Source organism: Streptomyces axinellae (assembly GCF_039532135.1).
GTDB lineage: Bacteria > Actinomycetota > Actinomycetes > Streptomycetales > Streptomycetaceae > Streptomyces > Streptomyces axinellae.
Map to the genome: position 1 here is coordinate 190,977 of NZ_BAAARJ010000004.1, position 14,075 is coordinate 205,051.

Sequence of the window (14,075 nt, forward strand, 5' to 3'; positions counted from 1 at the left end):
AAGGCAAGCCCCGTGAAAACACCCACCGACAAGGTGCCCGCCGACGACGCGCCCCGCCCGTCGTCCGGCGCGCCCGAGGCCATCAAGGCCATACCCGTGCGGCACTACGGCCGGTATGTCGCCGCCGTGCTCGTCCTCGCCCTCCTCGCGCTGTTCGTCAACGCGGTGGCCGGTGCCGATCTGCGCTGGAAGGCCGTCGGCGACTTCTTCTTCGACGACGAGATACTCGTGGGCGTCAGGAACACGATCGTGGTCAGCGTGCTGTCCATGCTCATGGGCCTGGTGCTCGGCATCATCCTTTCCGTCATGCGCATGTCGAAGAACCCGGTGACCTCCTCGGTCGCCTGGGGCTACATCTGGTTCTTCCGCGGGACACCCGTCTATGTGCAGCTCCTGCTGTGGTTCAATCTCGCCCTGATCTTCCCGATCCTCAACCTCGGGCCGATCTACAAGGACGAGATGACCGACGTCATGACCCCGTTCATGGCGGCGCTGCTGGGCCTCGGCCTCAACGAGGCCGCCTACATGGCGGAGATCTGCCGCGCCGGGATCCAGTCCGTGGACGAGGGCCAGACCGAGGCGTCCCAGGCGCTTGGCATGACGCAGGCGCAGAACATGCGCCGCATCGTCCTGCCGCAGGCCATGCGGGTCATCGTGCCGCCCACCGGCAACGAGTTCATCAACTTGCTGAAGACCTCCTCGCTGTGCTCCGTGGTGATGTACGAGGAAGTGCTGCGCAAGGCGCAGAACATCGGCAACAACTCCAGCGCCGTAGTCGAACTGCTGCTCGTGGCCACCATCTGGTACCTGGCCATCACCACCGTCTTCAGCATCGGCCAGTTCTACCTGGAGCGCCGCTACGCGCGCGGCACCAGCCGCCAGCTGCCCGCCACGCCGTGGCAGAAGGCGCGGCAGAACCTCTTCACCTTCGGACGGGGCACCGGATCGGGGGCCCAGGCGGGATGACCGACAGCATGAACACCATGGTCAAGGCCGAGGCCGTCCACAAGTCGTTCGGGCACGTGCAGGTGCTCAAGGGCATCGACCTGGAGGTGCGCACCGGCGAGGTCTTCTGCATCGTGGGGCCTTCGGGGTCCGGCAAGTCCACCTTTCTGCGCTGCATCAACCACCTGGAGAAGATCAACGCCGGGCGGCTGTACGTGGACGGCACCCTGGTCGGCTACCGCGAGAAGGGCGGCAAGCTCTACGAGCTGCGCGACCGCGAAGTGGCGGCACAGCGCCGCGACATCGGCATGGTCTTCCAGCGCTTCAACCTCTTCCCGCACATGACCGCGGTGGAGAACGTGATGGAGGCCCCTCTCCAGGTCAAGCGCCGCGGCAAGGCCGAGGCCCGGGCGCGCGCCGTGCAACTGCTGGAGCGGGTCGGGCTCGGTGACAAGGTGAGCAGCTATCCCGCGCAGCTGTCCGGCGGCCAGCAACAGCGCGTCGCCATCGCGCGGGCCCTGGCGATGGACCCCAAGCTGATGCTCTTCGACGAGCCCACCTCCGCGCTCGACCCCGAACTCGTGGGCGAGGTCCTGGACGTGATGCGGGACCTGGCGCGCGAGGGCATGACGATGATCGTCGTCACCCACGAGATGGGCTTCGCGCGCGAGGTCGGCGACTCGCTGGTCTTCATGGACGAGGGCGTCGTCGTCGAGGCGGGCAACCCGCGCGAGGTACTCGGCAATCCGCGCCACGAGCGGACCAAGTCGTTCTTGTCGAAGGTGCTGTAGCGGCGCCATCGGCGCCCGTGGCGCCGGTTCGGGGGTGTGCGCGGGTGCGCGGGTACGCCGGGGTTCGGCGGTGCGGGGATTCGGCGCGGCCCGGCGGTTCGCCGGGTGGCCGGTTCGTTGTGCGCCGGGTGGCCGGGTGGCCGGGTGGCCGGGTGGCCGGGTGGCCGGGTGGCCGGGCGGCGGGCGCGTTGTGCGCCGGGTCGCCCGGGCGCGGGGTGGCGTCGGTCGGTGTCCCTCGGACGTCACGCCGGCCGCCCGGCGGGTGGCGCTTCTGCCGGATGGTGCATGCGGTGGGCGGGGCCGGCCGGAGGACGGTTTCCCGGCCGCCTCCCCGCCCCTCGGGAGCGCGGCGGACGGGTCGCTGGAATAGCGGGAGCGGATGTGATGCTGTGGCCGCCATGGCATACAACGCACAACTCGGCAAGATCGGCATCTGGGCCGCAGCCCTGCGCATGGACGACCCCGCACGGCGCGGCCAGGTGGGCGAGGCAGCCGCCGAACTGGAGGAACTGGGCTACGGCACGCTCTGGATCGGCGGCAGCCCCTCGCCCGACATGGCGCAGCAGCTGCTCGAAGCGACCACCAAGGCCACCGTGGGCACCAGCATCCTCAGTATCTGGGACCACGCCGCGCCCCAGGTGGCCGCACGGCACACCCAGTTGAACGACGAACACGACGGGCGCTTCCTCCTCGGCCTCGGCGTCAGCCACGGCGAGAAGCCCACCGGCAACGACCACCGGGCGAACCACCCGCTGGCCGACCGCCCCTACTCGGCGATGCGCGGCTACCTGGACGTGCTGGACGGCGCGACGCGCCCCGTACCGGCGCAGCAGCGCGCGCTGGCCGCGCTCGGCCCCAAGATGCTCCAGCTGGCCAAGGAGCGCTCGCTGGGCGCCATCCCCTACCTCGTGACGCCCGAACACACCTCCGAGGCCCGCGACATCCTCGGCGCGGACCCGGTGCTCGCGCCCGAACTCAAGGCGATCGTCCTGCCGGAAGGCGGCGACCGGGACGCGGCCCGCGCCACCGCGCGCGGCTACCTCTCGATGTACCTGGGCTTCGCCAACTACCGCAACAGCTGGCTGCGGCTGGGCTTCGAGGAGGCCGACTTCGCAGGCGGAGGCAGCGACCGGCTCATCGACGCCGTCTTCGCCCTGGGCACGCCCGAACAGATCCGCGCCCGCGTGGACGAGTTCTACGCCGCCGGCGCCGACCACGTCGCACTCCAGGTCGTCACCGAGAACACCGGCATCGACCTGCCCCTGCCGCAGTGGCGCACCCTGGCCGAGGTGCTGCCGGTCGCCGGCTGAGGTCCGCCTCCGCGGCGCTTGTCACCCGTATGGGCGGTCACCGCCGGTTATCCGTACGACAAGCCGTACGCGCGGCCGAGACTGTCCCGGACAGGGAGGGGGTGCACCTTGCCGGTCAGGACCGGGCAGAACGCGGTGGAGCAGGTACCGCAGATGCAGGTGGAGGAGTTCGAGACGATCGCCTCCGCCTCCCCCGAGACCGTCACGCTGGAATTCCTCGGTGGACGGATCGGGGTCAAGAAGGCGCCGGACGGAGATCACGGCGAGATCATCAGATGGCTGCTGACCCGGTGCAGGCAGCTGCGGCCGGACCTGTGGCTGTACGGGCGGCGTGGCCTGATCGTGGAGGCTCACCGCACGGGGCGGGCACGGGCCGACGGAGTTCTGGCACCCCACGGGCACTTCGCGGCGCACGGGTAGTGGTCGGAGGCAAAAGGCGTGCTGATGACCGTGGAGGTCACCTCGTACGACCGGGACACCGACAGCCGTGACCGGCGGGAGAAGCCCGCCGCCTACGCGGCCGTGGGCATCCCGGTCCCTCTGCTCGTGGACCGGGACGAGTGCACCGTCACCGTGCACAGCGGCCCCGAGCACGGCCGGTACCGCGATACGCACACGGTCGCCTTCGGCGAACAGGTCGCGCTGCCGGAACCGGTCGGGATCACGCTGGAGACCGAGGAGTTCAAGAGGTACGTGCGCTGAGTGTGTGACATGGGCTTTTCTTGGGTCGGGAAGGTCTGTCGGGGCGGTGGCGGGGCAGCGTAGCGTCGAGGCATGTTTGCTGCCTACGCTGCGCGTATCGACAAGGAAAAGCCGCTCGACGGACTGGAACTCGGAGAGCGCCCCGAGCCCAGGGTCCCGCCCGGGTGGACGACGGTGGCGGTGAAGGCGGCCTCGCTCAACCACCACGACCTGTGGTCGCTGCGCGGGATCGGGCTCGGCGAGGAGTCGCTGCCGATGATCCTCGGCTGCGATGCCGCCGGAGTCGACGACGACGGGAACGAGGTCGTCGTCCACTCCGTCATCGGCCAGACCGGACACGGTGTCGGCCCCCGCGAGCCCCGCTCGATCCTCACCGAGCGCTACCAGGGCTCCTTCGCCGAGCGGGTCGCCGTACCCCAGTGGAACGTGCTGCCCAAGCCGAAGGAGCTGTCCTTCCAGGAAGCTGCCTGCCTGCCGACCGCGTGGCTCACGGCGTACCGGATGCTCTTCACCAACGCCGGGGTGAGCCCCGGCGACACCGTGCTGGTGCAGGGCGCGGGCGGCGGCGTGGCCACGGCGGCCATCGTGCTGGGCGCGGCGGCGGGGCTGCGCATGATCGCGACCAGCCGCCATGAGGCCAAGCGTGAGCGGGCGCTCGCCCTGGGCGCGGAGGCGGCGCTGGAGCCGGGGGCGCGGCTGCCGCGCAGGGCGGACGCGGTGCTGGAGACGGTGGGCGCCGCCACCTGGTCTCACTCGGTCAAGTCGCTGCGGCCCGGCGGCACCCTGGTCATCTCGGGTGCCACCAGCGGTACCAACCCGTCCGCCGCCGAGCTGAACCGGATCTTCTTCCTGGAGCTGAAGGTCGTCGGCTCGACCATGGGGACGAAGGAGGAGCTGGCCTCGCTGCTGAGCTTCTGCGCCGCCAAGAACGTACGGCCGGTCATCGACTCGACGCTGCCGCTGGACCGGGCCCGCGAGGGCTTCGCGAAGATGGCGGAGGGAGACCTGTTCGGCAAGGTCGTCCTGACGCTCTGAGGCCGCCGCCGGGTTCGGGACGCCGACAGTCTTGGAGGCGGGGGGCAGGGGAGGCGGAGGGGGCGCGGCTACTCGGGAGCGTGCGGGGCGGTATAGGACGCGAAGGCTGAAATGCCCGCCCTGGCCCGGTAGAGATCGACCTTCTCCTCGTCCTCCATCGGCCACGGGATCGGGGTGCCGTCGCCGGTGAGGCCATGGATCTGGGTGCCGTAGCGTTGCGGCAAGCCGGTGTTGACGTGGAGGCGGTCGCGGAGGAAGGCGAGCTGGCGGCGGCCGTCGGGCCCCGCCGTGCCGTCCTTGACCGCGCGCTCCAGCAGCTTGACCGCCAGCCGCTGCACATCGAGTTGCCGGTCCGCGTGCTGGGCCACCAGCCACGCCGCGCTCGTCGCCTCCTCGCCCACCTCCGCCGCTGCGGGCCACCGGCCGTGCGCTTCCAGCAGCGCGCGCAGCCGATCGCCGTTGCGTGCCGTCAGCCGCCGCCAGGCCAGCTGCTCGGTGAGACTCTCGCTGTTGGCCTTGCGCGAGGTCGCCTCGTCCTCGGCCTTCATGGTGAGGAGTTCGTGGATGAACGCGGCGAGGTCGCCGTCCGGGTCTGCGGTCATGCGGTTCATCCTATGAACGGGTGTCAGGTGCGGGGTGTGGAGAGGTGGGCGGGTAGATCTGTCAGGCGGGTGGTGGCCTGGGTGATCGTCCTCGTCACCAGGTCGGCGACGGTCGGCAGGTCGGCGATGAGGCCCGCGACCTGGCCCGCGGCCATGACGCCCGCGTCCGTGCGGCCCTCGACCATGGCGGCCCGCAGCAGCATGGGGGTGTTGGCCGCAAGCAGGGTCTGGCCCAGGGTCAGGCCCTTGCCGTGGCGCAGGGCGCGGCCGTCGCGGAGCATCGTCGTCCAGGACTGGCCCGAGTGCTTCTTGAAGGCCGCGGCGTGGCGTACGGCCCGGACGAGTGAGGTGATCGGGCCCGCGGATTCCAGGGCCGCGACCATGTCGCTGCGCAGCATCCGGTGCGGCAGCCCGTCCACCTTCGTGGTGACGGTGACATCGGTGACCCGCGCTGCCAGATAGCGCGCCTTCACCGCGTCCGGAACGGTCGATTCCTGGGTGAGCAGAAAGCGGGTGCCCATCGCCACACCGGCCGCGCCGTAGCACAGCGCGGCGGCCAGGCCCCGGCCGTCGTAGAAGCCGCCCGCGGCGATGACGGGCACGTCCACCGCGTCCACGACCTGCGGCAGCAGCACGGAGGTGGCGACCTGTCCGGTGTGGCCGCCGCCCTCGCCGCCTTGCACCAGTACGGCGTCGGCTCCCCATGCGGCGACCTTCTCGGCGTGCCGCACCGCGCCGACCGAGGGGATGACGAGGATCCCCGCCTCCTTCAGGCGGCCGATCAACTGCTGGGAGGGGGCCAGCGCGAACGACGCCACGCTTACGTCCTCCTCGATGAGCAGCCGTACGCGGTCCTCGGCGTCGGCCGCGTCCGCGCGCAGGTTGACGCCGAAGGGGGCCTCGGTGCGGGACTTGACCTCCCGTACGGCCTCGCGCAGGCGCGGCAGCGTCATCGTCGCCGAGGCCAGGATGCCCAGCGCACCGGCCCGGGCCGTTGCCGAGACCAGCCGGGGGCCCGCGACCCAGCCCATGCCGGTCTGCACCAGCGGATGGCGGACGCCCACCAGGCGGGTGAGCGGTGTGCTGAGAGGGGTGCCCAGGGGGGCCGGGTCCGGCGACGTGGTCACGTCCGGACCTCGCGGTTCCGGGTGTCGTGCGGGTCCAGCACCTCGCGGATCAGCCGCAGTTCGGCGTGGGTGGGCTCGCGGGTCAGGGGGACCTCGCCGGTGATCTCCAGCGGGAATCCGGTGCGCTCGCGCACCTGCGCGACCGTCACGCCCGGGTGGACGCTCGCCAGCCGCATCCGGTGGTCCGGCGTGGCGAAGTCGAGCACCGCCAGGTCGGTCACCACGCGCCGCAGCCCGTGGAAGCGGGCGGCGGCCGGGCCCGCTTCGGCGGCGCGGTCGTGGCCGACCCCGCTGACCACGTCCACGTGTGCGACGAAGACCCGGGCGGAGTGCCGGGGAACCCAGTACGAGACCGGATGGTTGACCGTGTTGGAGGGTGCGCCGCGCGAACCGAGAAGCTGGCGCTCCGGGCGTGCCCACTGGCCGATGCAGGAGATGTTCTGGTTGCCGTAGCGGTCCAGTTGGCTCGCGCCCATCATCATGTGCCGTTTGCCGCGCGCAGCCAGCGACAGGTGCTTGCGGTAGGGCAGCCAGCCCTCGATGCTCCCGGGATCCGCCGGTGTGGCCAGCAGCAGGGCCTCGCCGTCCGTCAGGAGCAGGTCGGGGCTGAAGGTCAGCCGCGCCAGCCGGGCTCCGAGCGTCGGCACGGTGCCGGCTGTCGCCGCCAGTACCTCTCCGTCGCCGCGCCACGCTTCGGCGCAGGCGACGACGCAGATCTCGGCGCGGGTGGGGGCGGCCCCCGGGGCGGGTGTTGTGCCCATGCCTGTGCCCCTGTCTGCGTCTGAGCCTGTGCTCGTGCTCGTGCTCGTGGCCGCGCCCGCGCCCGCGCCCATGCCCGTGCTCGTGCCTTTCACGCGGACTCCTCTCCTCCGGCGTCGGTCGCGAAGTCGTTGACGGCCCGCTGGTAGTCTGCCTCGTCCCCGGCCAGGAAGCGGGACGCGAACTCCCGCCAGGCGCCGGGTTCGCTCGCGGTCTGGACGTAGGCGCGCTGGAACGCCTCGTCGCGGCCGTAGTCGGGGGCGCAGGCGGTGAAGTGCGCGCCGTGCGGGGTGTGCAGGACGCCGGTGATGTTCTGCCGTTGCACCAGCAGGGTCTGCGGCGGGCCCTCGAAGCGGTCCACAAGCTGCTCGCAGGACATGTAGGCGCGGTCGGCCGCCTCGGTGAACAGGTCGTCGAAGAAGGGGTCGGGCCCCAGCGACTGCCCGTTTCCGCGCCGGTCGGCGCGGTTCATGTGGACCAGGGCCGCATCCATCCGCAGCGCGGGCGCCGCCATCAGCACCTCACCGTCCTCGTAAGGCGAGGTGACCGTGCGCAGCCGGGGGTTGTGGCGCGGTATGTCGGAGCCCAGGCCGCCGCGTACGGGCATGAACGGCAGCCGGTGCGCGGCGGCCGTCAGCCCCCACAGGAACATCGACTCATCCCATTCCTCGAACGCGAAAGCCCCCGACTGGCGTGCGGCGCGAAAGTGCGGCTCCAGCGGTACCGAGTCCAGCGTCACGAAGGGCGCGACGAGTTTGCGGATCCGGCCGGCCGCCATGAGCAGGCCGACATCGGGGCCGCCGCAGGAGATCACGGTCAGGTCTGTGATGTCGGTCCGCAGCAGCGCTCTGACCAGCGCCATCGGTTTGCGTCGTGCGCCCCAGCCGCCGATGCCCAGGGTTGACCCGGACTCGATGCGGGACGCGAACTGATCGAGCGTCAGCGTCTTGTCCCGCTCGCCGCCCTCGCCCCGTACCTCCGGTTGCGCTTTCGCCTCCGCCGCTTCTTCCTTCATTTCTCCTCCCCGGTGGCGAAGGCGGCACGGTGTCGGGCCGCGACGCCGGAGAGGTTCGCCTCGAAGGTGAAGCCCTGTTCGTAGCGGTAGCTGCGGCGTACATCCACCGGGTCGATGCCGTTGATTGCCTCCTTGGCCAGGCGCAGGAGGTAGCCGTCCTTCGCGGCGATCTGGCCTGCCAGTTCCAGGGCGCACTCCCGCAGCGCGGCCTGGTCCGGGGCGATTTCCCAGACGGCGCCGTGCTGTTGCAGTTCGCGTGCGGTCAGGGTGCGTCCCGTGTAGTAGAGCGGGCGCATCAGGTGGGCGGGCAGCAGCCGTGCGAGGTGGGTGGCGGCGCCCAGCGCGCCCCGGTCCAGTTCGGGCAGGCCGAACGTGGCGTCCTCGGTGGCCACCACCGCGTCGGCGTTGCCGATGAGGCCGATGCCGCCGCCGAGGCAGTGGCCGTGCACGGCCGCGATCACCGGTACCTCGCACTCGTAGACGGCGGCGAACGCCGCGAAGCAGCCGCGGTTGGCGCCGATGAGCGCCTCGTGGTCCTCGGCGCGCCGCATTTCCTTGATGTCGACGCCCGCGTTGAAGCCCCGGCCCTCGGCGGTGAGGACGACCGCGCGGGTGTCCGGGTCGCGGCCCGCTGCCGTGAGGGCTGCCGCCAGTCCGTACCAGCCGTGCACCGGGAGGGCGTTGACCGGTGGGAAGTCGACGGTCACCAGGGCGATGCCGTCGCGTGGGGCGGAGGTGGAGACAGTCATGGCGGGATCAGCTACCTTTCCACCTAACGTTTGTTTGGTGCGAAGTTAGCAGCGCTCCGTGTCCCGTGGAAGAGGGCGACGCGGGACGGTGGACGGTCGGCGACGGCTGCGAAAACGTCACCGGTCTGACTGGTGACGAAAAATCAGAAGGGGAGCGGCGATGAGCGTGGTGGTGGTCACCGGCGGCACCCGGGGCGTCGGCACGGGGATCGCGCGAGCCTTCCTGCGCGACGGCGCCGAGGTCGTCATATGCGGGCGGAACCCGCCGGAGCGCCCCCTCGCGGAGGCGGGGCGTCGGGCCCGCTACCTGCCGCTCGACGTCCGGGACCCGGCTGCCGCCGAGGAGTTCGTCCACCGCGTGGCACGGGACCACGGCAGTCTCGACGTGCTGGTCAACAACGCGGGCGGCACGCCGTACCGCCCTTTGGCCGAAGGCGAGCCGCATCGGCACGCGCGGGTCGTCGAACTGAACCTCCTCGCCCCGCTCCACCTCTCCCGCGCGGCCCGCCCCGTCATGCGCCAACAGCCCGGCGGCGGCGTGATCCTGATGATCGGCAGCGTGAGCGGCACCCGCCCCTCGCCGGGTACGGCGGCGTACGGCGCGGCCAAGGCGGGCCTCGCCTCGCTCGCGGGTTCGATGGCGGTGGAGTGGGCGGGAGACGGGATCCGGGTCAACACCCTGGTCCTCGGAATGGTCGCAACGGAACGGCTGCGGGACCACTTCGGAGGCGGGGACGGCCTCGGCCCCGCCCTCGACCGCACCGTCCCCCTGGGGCGGCCGGCCGAGCCCGGTGAAGTGGGCGAGGCGTGCGTCTTCCTCGCCTCGCCGGGCGCCGCGTACATCACGGGCGCCTCCCTCGCGGTCCACGGCGGCGGCGAACGACTTGCTCTCCACGACGTGACGGCCCGCGAGAGCACACCAGCCCCAGCCCCAGCCCCAGCCCCGGGCCCGGACCCAGGTCCAGGCCCGGACCGGGGCCAGAATCTGTGAGGAGCATGCGATGAACGAGCCGACCGTGCACCAAGGACTCGCTCAAGGCCGCGTCGTCATCGTCACGGGAGCCGGCCGGGGGCTGGGACGGGCGCATGCCCTCGCGTTCGCCCGCGCGGGCGCCCGGGTCCTCGTCAACGACCTGGGCGTCGCTCTGAACGGCGACGGGGAGACGGGCGGATCGAGCCCGGCCGGTCAAGTGGCGGAGGAGGTACGGGAGCTGGGCGGCGAAGCCGCCGTCTCCACCGACGACATCGCCGACTCGGAAGGCGCCGCCCGCCTCGTACGCACCGCCCTCGACCGTTTCGGCCGTCTGGATACTCTCGTGAACAACGCGGGCTTTCTGCGCGACCGGATGCTCGTCAATCTCGGCGAGGACGACTGGGACGCCGTCCTCCGTGTGCACCTCAAGGGGCACTTCCTGCCCATGAAGCACGCGGCGGCACACTGGCGCGCCGAGGCCAAGGCGGGCCGCACCCCCAGGGCGCGCATCGTCAACACCTCCTCCGGCGCGGGCCTCTTGGGCGCTGTCGGACAGGGCAACTACGCGGCGGCCAAGGCGGGCATCGCCGCGCTGACCCTCGTCTCGGCCGCGGAGTTCGGCCGCTACGGCGTACAGGTCAACGCCGTCGCACCGGCGGCGCGCACCCGGATGACGGAGCGGACCTTCGCCGAGGACATGGCCGCACCCCAGGACGGCGGTTTCGACGCCATGGCACCGGAGAACGTCTCGCCCCTCGTCGTCTACCTCGGCTCGGACGCCGCCGAGGGTGTCACCGGACGGGTCTTCGAGGCGGAGGCGGGCCGCGTCACCGTGATGGACGGCTGGCGGCGCGCCGCACACGCCGACAAGGGAGCGCGCTGGGAGCCGGGGGAGCTCGACGACACCGTTCGCGCCCTGCTCGCCACCTCACCGGAGCCCGAACCGGTGTACGGCGCCGTCAGCGTGGACGAAGCCCGTCGATGAGCAGGGTGCGGACGGCCTCCAGCGCGGCGCTGTGCTCGGTGGCCAGAACCCGGTAGGTCTCGAAGGGTTCCGGGTCTTCGCGGACCAGGGTCTGTTTGGCCGTGTACAGGGTGACGAGCCAGGCGCGGAGTCGCTCGGGCGCCGTCATCCGGGTATCGGCCGCGAGCGCGGCGAGCTTCTCGTGTGCGCGGCCGAGCCGGCGCCGGGTGACAGCCTCGCGCAGTGCGGACTTGGACGGGAGCCCGTAGATGCCGGCGTGGGTGGCTCCCAGGGCCCGCGCCACGTCCAGCACCGTGACTTTGCCCCGCCCATGACGCGCAGCACCTCCTCGGTGGCGCTCAGGACGGTCTCGGCGTAGAGGGCCGTGCCCGCACGCATCAGTGTTCTCCGTCCTGTGGGGCCGCGTTCCGCGGTTCCCGCTGATCGCCTGCCGCGACACCGCCCGTGAGTTCCTCGGAAGACCGCGAGCGGGTTGACGGGCACTCCGGTCAGCCCGTGGATACGCGGCGGCGCCAGAGTGAGCAGGAAAGCCTAGCGACCCAACTCCCCGCAGAAGGCGGCGAGTTCGTCCACCTCGGCGGCATCGACCAAATGGGGTCGGCTGGATCGGGGCCGTCAGTGAGACGGTTCGCCCGGTGCGGGCCTCCGCCGCGCCCCGGGCCCGGACTTCCTCATCGAGCAGGTTGAGCGTGCCGCGCTGGTCGTCCTCACCCCACCGCCCCCAGTTGCCCGGCTGAACCACGGCGCCTTCCGCGGCTGCTGCCAGGTGCTGTGCGTCCCTGCTGCCGAAGGTGCAGGCGTGCGATGACAAAGTACAAAAACTGTAACTTCCAAGAGGGTTCGGGGAACACGTCGTCACAGGCGTCCGCTGTCAGAGGCGTTCGATGATGGTGACGTTGGCCTGGCCGCCGCCCTCGCACATCGTCTGGAGCCCGTAGCGGCCTCCGGTGCGCTCGAGTTCGTGCAGGAGCGAGGTCATCAGCCGCGCGCCGGTGGCGCCCAGGGGGTGCCCCAGGGCGATGGCGCCGCCATTGACGTTGACCTTGTCCGGATCGCATCCGGTGTCGGCCAGCCAGGCCAGGACGACGGACGCGAACGCCTCGTTGATCTCGACCAGGTCGATGTCCTCCAGCGTCATCCCCGCCTTCTGCAGCGCGTACGCGGTCGCCGGGATGGGAGCCGTCAGCATGCGGATCGGGTCCTCGCCGCGCGCCGAAAGGTGGTGCACGCGGGCGCGCGGGGTCAGGCCGTGCGCGGTGAGAGCCTCCTCCGATGCCAGCAGCAGCGCCGAGGACGCGTCGGAGATCTGCGAGGAGACCGCCGCCGTCAGCCGGCCGCCCGTCACCAGCGGGTCGAGGGCCGCCATCTTCGCCAGACTGGTGCCGCGCCGGGGGCCCTCGTCCACCGACCGCTCGCCCCACGGCGCGATCTCGCCCACGAAGCGGCCCTCGTCGGTGGCCCGCAGCGCGCGCTGGTGCGAGCGCAGTGCCCAGCGTTCCATCTCCTCGCGGCCGATACCCCACTGCTCGGCGATCAGTTCGGCACCGTGGAACTGGTCGACCGGCGCGTCCCCGTATCGGGCCCGCCACCCGGACGAGCCCTGATGGGGGCCCTGGTACGGACGCGGACTCGGACTCGAAGTGTGCGGACTGTGCGGACCGCGCGGGCTCCGCGAACTCCGCGGCCCTTGTGGCGGGGCTCCGGGCGGGACCAGTGCCGCGCCCGCCTCGCGCGAGGCATACGCGATGGGGACCTGCGACATGTTCTGCACGCCGCCCGCGATCACCAGGTCCGCCGTGCCGGACATCACCGCCTGCGCCGCGAAGTGCACCGCCTGCTGCGAGGATCCGCACTGGCGATCGACGGTGACACCGGGCACGGACTCGGGCAGCCCGGCCGCCAGCCAGGCGGTGCGCGCGATGTCGCCGGCCTGCGGGCCGACGGTGTCCACGCAGCCGAGGACCACATCCTCGACCGCCTCCGGATCCACTCCCGTTCGCTCCACCAGCGCACGCAGCGCGTGCGCGCCCAGGTCGGCGGGGTGCACGCCCGCGAGGGCCCCGCCGCGCCTGCCCACCGGAGAGCGGACCGCTCCGACTATGTACGCCTCACCGCGCGCCATGGCGCTCACTCCTTCTGGTGACCTCACGTCTTGTCGTTGTGGTGCGGGGCCGGCTGGCTCGGGGTGCGGATCGTCGTGATGGATGGGGGACGTTGCGCGGGAGGCTATGGCCCACGGAGGTGGCCGGGGGCGGGGGCCGCGATCCCGTCCAGCACCATCGAGGTGTACTGCCCGGCGATCTGCGCCGCGCTCTTGCGCCCCTCCGGGCGGAACCACACCGCCGCCACCCACACGGTGTCGCGTACGAACCGGTAGGCCAGCGGGATATCGAGGTCCGCGCGGAAACTGCCGTCGGCCACCCCCCGCTCCAGCGTCCGCGTCCACAGCTGCTGGAAGCGCTGCTGGGAGTCGGTGAGATAGCCGAAGCGTGCCTCGGACTGGGAGGCCAGCCTGCGGGCCTCTTTCTGGTAGATGACGACGGCGGGACGGTGCCGCTCCATCTGCGCGAACGACTCGGCGACCAGCCCCTCGAAGGTGGGCCGGGGCGCGAGTTCCGCCTCCTCGACGCGGCGGTAGCCCGTCCACAGATCGTCGAGGAAGGCGCTGAGGACGTCGTCCACCATCGACTCCTTGGAGTCGAAGTGGTAGTAGAGGCTGCCCGCCAGCATGCCCGCCCGGTCGGCGATCGTGCGCACGGTCGTCGCGTTGTAGCCCAGCTCCGCGAACACCTCCGCCGCGGTCGCCAGCAACTCGGCGCGGCGGCCGGCCCCCGCGGGGACCTTCTTCGGAGTGTCCGGAGTGTCCGGAGCGTCCGGGGTCTTTGGGGCGTCCGGGGTCTCTGGGGCGTTCGGGGTGTCCGGGGTGGACCGGTTCGTCTTCGGGGGCACCATGCCTCCATTCTCAGCCGCAAGCGGGAGCGGAGTGCGCGCGGCGATCGCGGGCGCACCCGCCCCCCGGGGGCCTGCCCGCCCACTGGCATCGGCCCGCTGCTCCTGGGCGCCCGCCAACTCGCGGGTGTCT

Annotated in this window: 14 protein-coding genes and 1 pseudogene; 7 read left to right on the forward strand and 8 right to left on the reverse strand. The window is 71.7% G+C overall.

Translation table 11 applies throughout. The features are described from left to right. The first annotated feature begins 12 nt into the window (after window positions 1-12). From ABD339_RS07335 to ABD339_RS07355, 5 genes and pseudogenes are all read left to right on the forward strand, one after another. Window positions 13-966: an amino acid ABC transporter permease gene (locus tag ABD339_RS07335; RefSeq protein WP_425575917.1), complete on the forward strand. Its 954-nt coding sequence runs from the start codon at window positions 13-15 to the stop codon at window positions 964-966. Between the two features lie 8 nt (window positions 967-974). After that, window positions 975-1,736: an amino acid ABC transporter ATP-binding protein gene (locus ABD339_RS07340; RefSeq protein ID WP_344563794.1), complete on the forward strand. Its 762-nt coding sequence runs from the start codon at window positions 975-977 to the stop codon at window positions 1,734-1,736. 398 nt (window positions 1,737-2,134) lie between these two features. Next, window positions 2,135-3,046, forward strand: a complete 912-nt coding sequence (locus ABD339_RS07345) for an LLM class F420-dependent oxidoreductase (RefSeq protein ID WP_344563406.1) — start codon at window positions 2,135-2,137, stop codon at window positions 3,044-3,046. Between the two features lie 153 nt (window positions 3,047-3,199). After that, window positions 3,200-3,748 (forward strand): annotated as a pseudogene (locus tag ABD339_RS07350) (Uma2 family endonuclease). 72 nt (window positions 3,749-3,820) lie between these two features. Then, entirely contained in the window at window positions 3,821-4,783 is a 963-nt protein-coding gene (locus ABD339_RS07355) for a zinc-binding dehydrogenase (protein WP_344563408.1), read from the forward strand. Window positions 4,784-4,851: 68 nt separating this feature from the next. Here ABD339_RS07355 and ABD339_RS07360 read toward each other — a convergent pair whose 3' ends face one another. The 5 genes from ABD339_RS07360 to ABD339_RS07380 all read right to left on the reverse strand — a co-directional run bounded on the left by ABD339_RS07360 (window position 4,852) and on the right by ABD339_RS07380 (window position 9,035). Then, the gene (locus ABD339_RS07360) at window positions 4,852-5,385 is read right to left on the reverse strand and encodes a DUF6624 domain-containing protein (RefSeq protein WP_344563410.1); all 534 of its coding nucleotides are present in this window, start codon (window positions 5,383-5,385) and stop codon (window positions 4,852-4,854) included. A 23-nt stretch (window positions 5,386-5,408) separates the two neighbouring features. Next, entirely contained in the window at window positions 5,409-6,512 is a 1,104-nt protein-coding gene (locus ABD339_RS07365) for an NAD(P)H-dependent flavin oxidoreductase (protein ID WP_344563412.1), read from the reverse strand. Continuing rightward, complete coding sequence (locus tag ABD339_RS07370) at window positions 6,509-7,273, reverse strand: CoA-transferase subunit beta (protein ID WP_344563414.1); 765 nt, start codon at window positions 7,271-7,273, stop codon at window positions 6,509-6,511. Before ABD339_RS07370 ends, ABD339_RS07365 begins: the two co-directional genes overlap by 4 nt. Window positions 7,274-7,362: 89 nt before the next feature. Next, window positions 7,363-8,286 carry a CoA transferase subunit A gene (locus tag ABD339_RS07375; protein WP_344563416.1) on the reverse strand — a complete coding sequence of 308 codons (924 nt, stop codon included), beginning with the start codon at window positions 8,284-8,286 and terminating at the stop codon, window positions 7,363-7,365. Next, on the reverse strand, window positions 8,283-9,035 hold the full coding sequence (locus tag ABD339_RS07380; RefSeq protein ID WP_344563418.1) for an enoyl-CoA hydratase family protein: 753 nt from the start codon (window positions 9,033-9,035) through the stop codon (window positions 8,283-8,285). Before ABD339_RS07380 ends, ABD339_RS07375 begins: the two co-directional genes overlap by 4 nt. A 160-nt stretch (window positions 9,036-9,195) precedes the next feature. Here ABD339_RS07380 and ABD339_RS07385 point away from each other — a divergent pair, with 160 nt between their 5' ends. Together ABD339_RS07385 and ABD339_RS07390 are read left to right on the forward strand one after the other, a co-directional pair. Then, a complete protein-coding gene (locus ABD339_RS07385) occupies window positions 9,196-10,026 on the forward strand; it encodes an SDR family oxidoreductase (protein ID WP_344563420.1) in 831 nt (276 codons plus the stop codon). Between the two features lie 10 nt (window positions 10,027-10,036). After that, window positions 10,037-10,993, forward strand: coding sequence for an SDR family oxidoreductase (locus ABD339_RS07390; protein WP_344563422.1), 957 nt, complete (start codon window positions 10,037-10,039; stop codon window positions 10,991-10,993). On the opposite strand, the gene ABD339_RS07395 is transcribed toward ABD339_RS07390, so the two are convergent. From ABD339_RS07395 to ABD339_RS07405, 3 genes are all read right to left on the reverse strand, one after another. After that, window positions 10,968-11,276 (reverse strand): hypothetical protein, encoded by a 309-nt coding sequence (locus ABD339_RS07395; RefSeq protein WP_344563425.1) that lies wholly within the window; start codon window positions 11,274-11,276, stop codon window positions 10,968-10,970. The genes ABD339_RS07390 and ABD339_RS07395 overlap by 26 nt on opposite strands. 588 nt (window positions 11,277-11,864) lie before the next feature. After that, on the reverse strand, window positions 11,865-13,115 hold the full coding sequence (locus tag ABD339_RS07400) for an acetyl-CoA C-acyltransferase (protein ID WP_344563429.1): 1,251 nt from the start codon (window positions 13,113-13,115) through the stop codon (window positions 11,865-11,867). Between the two features lie 104 nt (window positions 13,116-13,219). Continuing rightward, window positions 13,220-13,945, reverse strand: coding sequence for a TetR/AcrR family transcriptional regulator (locus tag ABD339_RS07405; protein WP_344563431.1), 726 nt, complete (start codon window positions 13,943-13,945; stop codon window positions 13,220-13,222). Window positions 13,946-14,075: the final 130 nt, after the last annotated feature.

Bases quoted from the DNA above. Each gene is read 5' to 3' on its own strand.
- ABD339_RS07400 (WP_344563429.1), bottom strand. From the start codon at position 13,115: ATGGCGCGCGGTGAGGCGTACATAGTCGGAGCGGTCCGCTCTCCGGTG.
- ABD339_RS07380 (WP_344563418.1), bottom strand. From the start codon at position 9,035: ATGACTGTCTCCACCTCCGCCCCACGCGACGGCATCGCCCTGGTGACC.
- ABD339_RS07370 (WP_344563414.1), bottom strand. From the start codon at position 7,273: ATGGGCACAACACCCGCCCCGGGGGCCGCCCCCACCCGCGCCGAGATC.
- ABD339_RS07340 (WP_344563794.1), top strand. From the start codon at position 975: ATGAACACCATGGTCAAGGCCGAGGCCGTCCACAAGTCGTTCGGGCAC.
- ABD339_RS07405 (WP_344563431.1), bottom strand. From the start codon at position 13,945: ATGGTGCCCCCGAAGACGAACCGGTCCACCCCGGACACCCCGAACGCC.
- ABD339_RS07375 (WP_344563416.1), bottom strand. From the start codon at position 8,286: ATGAAGGAAGAAGCGGCGGAGGCGAAAGCGCAACCGGAGGTACGGGGC.
- ABD339_RS07390 (WP_344563422.1), top strand. From the start codon at position 10,037: ATGAACGAGCCGACCGTGCACCAAGGACTCGCTCAAGGCCGCGTCGTC.
- ABD339_RS07360 (WP_344563410.1), bottom strand. From the start codon at position 5,385: ATGACCGCAGACCCGGACGGCGACCTCGCCGCGTTCATCCACGAACTC.
- ABD339_RS07355 (WP_344563408.1), top strand. From the start codon at position 3,821: ATGTTTGCTGCCTACGCTGCGCGTATCGACAAGGAAAAGCCGCTCGAC.
- ABD339_RS07385 (WP_344563420.1), top strand. From the start codon at position 9,196: ATGAGCGTGGTGGTGGTCACCGGCGGCACCCGGGGCGTCGGCACGGGG.
- ABD339_RS07345 (WP_344563406.1), top strand. From the start codon at position 2,135: ATGGCATACAACGCACAACTCGGCAAGATCGGCATCTGGGCCGCAGCC.